This window comes from Kitasatospora sp. NPDC004799 (assembly GCF_040609095.1).
Taxonomy (GTDB): Bacteria; Actinomycetota; Actinomycetes; order Streptomycetales; family Streptomycetaceae; genus Kitasatospora.
Map to the genome: position 1 here is coordinate 1 of NZ_JBEXJK010000767.1, position 1,663 is coordinate 1,663.

At 70.1% G+C, this 1,663-nt stretch carries 1 protein-coding gene; it reads right to left on the reverse strand.

Features of this window, described 5'->3' with window-relative positions; genetic code table 11:
• Positions 1-115 precede the first annotated feature (115 nt).
• Positions 116-1,405 carry an ATP-dependent Clp protease ATP-binding subunit ClpX gene (gene clpX, locus ABZW03_RS40650; protein WP_030058268.1) on the reverse strand — a complete coding sequence of 430 codons (1,290 nt, stop codon included), beginning with the start codon at positions 1,403-1,405 and terminating at the stop codon, positions 116-118.
• Positions 1,406-1,663: the final 258 nt, after the last annotated feature.

Sequence of the window (1,663 nt, forward strand, 5' to 3'; positions counted from 1 at the left end):
GTCTCACCCCCGGGCCCCCCCCCCACCCATTCCCGCCCCCAACTCCCCCCCCCCCCCCGGCCGCCCCCCCCCCCCGGATCCGGTGCGGGGCCCCTCCGCGTGCGAAGGCCTCGGGTCAGGCGCTCTTGTCCCGGCGCTCGCGCTTGATCATGTCGCGCGGCACCAGGGTGGGGATGGCGTGCTTGGAGACCACGTCCCCGGTGACCACCACGCGGGCGACGTCCTGACGCGAGGGGACCTCGTACATCACGGACATCAGCACCTCCTCCATGATGGCCCGCAGTCCGCGCGCGCCGGTGCCGCGCAGGATCGCCTGGTCGGCGATCGCCTCCAGCGCGTCCCGGGAGAACTCCAGCTCCACGCCGTCCAGTTCGAACAGCTTGCGGTACTGCTTGACCAGCGCGTTGCGCGGCTCGGTGAGGATCTGGAGCAGCGCCTCGCGGTCCAGGTTGTGCACGCTGGTGATCACCGGCAGACGGCCGATGAACTCGGGGATCATGCCGAACTTCACCAGGTCCTCGGGCATCACCTGGCGGAAGTGGTCGCTGGCGTCCGACTCCCGCTTGGAGCGGATGTTGGCGCCGAAGCCGATGCCCTTGGCACCCGCGCGGCCCTCGATGATCCGCTCCAGGCCGGCGAACGCGCCACCGACGATGAACAGCACGTTGGTGGTGTCGATCTGGATGAACTCCTGGTGGGGGTGCTTGCGGCCGCCCTGCGGCGGCACCGAGGCGGTGGTCCCCTCCAGGATCTTCAGCAGGGCCTGCTGCACGCCCTCGCCGGAGACGTCCCGGGTGATCGACGGGTTCTCGCTCTTGCGCGCGACCTTGTCGATCTCGTCGATGTAGATGATCCCGGTCTCGGCCTTCTTGACGTCGTAGTCGGCCGCCTGGATCAGCTTGAGCAGGATGTTCTCGACGTCCTCGCCGACGTAGCCGGCCTCGGTCAGCGCGGTGGCGTCCGCGATCGCGAACGGCACGTTCAGCATCCGGGCCAGGGTCTGCGCCAGCAGCGTCTTGCCGGAGCCGGTGGGGCCCAGCAGCAGGATGTTGGACTTGGCCAGCTCGATGGCGTCCTCGCGGCCGTTGCCGCCGCTGCGGCCCGCCTCACCGGCCTGGACGCGCTTGTAGTGGTTGTAGACGGCCACCGACAGCGCCTTCTTGGCGAGGTCCTGGCCGACCACGTACTGGTCCAGGAACTCGTAGATCTCGCGCGGCTTCGGAAGCTCCTCGAAGCGGACCTCGGAGGTCTCGGCGAGTTCCTCCTCGATGATCTCGTTGCACAGGTCGATGCACTCGTCGCAGATGTACACGCCTGGGCCGGCGATCAGCTTCTTCACCTGCTTCTGCGACTTGCCGCAGAACGAGCACTTGAGCAGGTCGCCACCGTCTCCGATGCGTGCCACGAGGTGCTTCCCCTTCGCCAGGGGCCCCGCAGGGTTCCGGGGCCTGGTGCTGTGGACCGCCAACGCCGACGGCGCTCGGTCTCGCTATCCGACGGTACTCTGCCGGGCCCGTGATTCCGGCCTCTTCGCCAGGTCTGCCCTACGCCCTGGGCGAATTGATACCGAACAGATGCCGTCGCACGGGCCCGCCGATGGGCCGGGGCGGGGGGGGGGCCCCCCGCCGCCCCCCCCCCCCCCCCCCCCCCCCCCCCGCCGCGC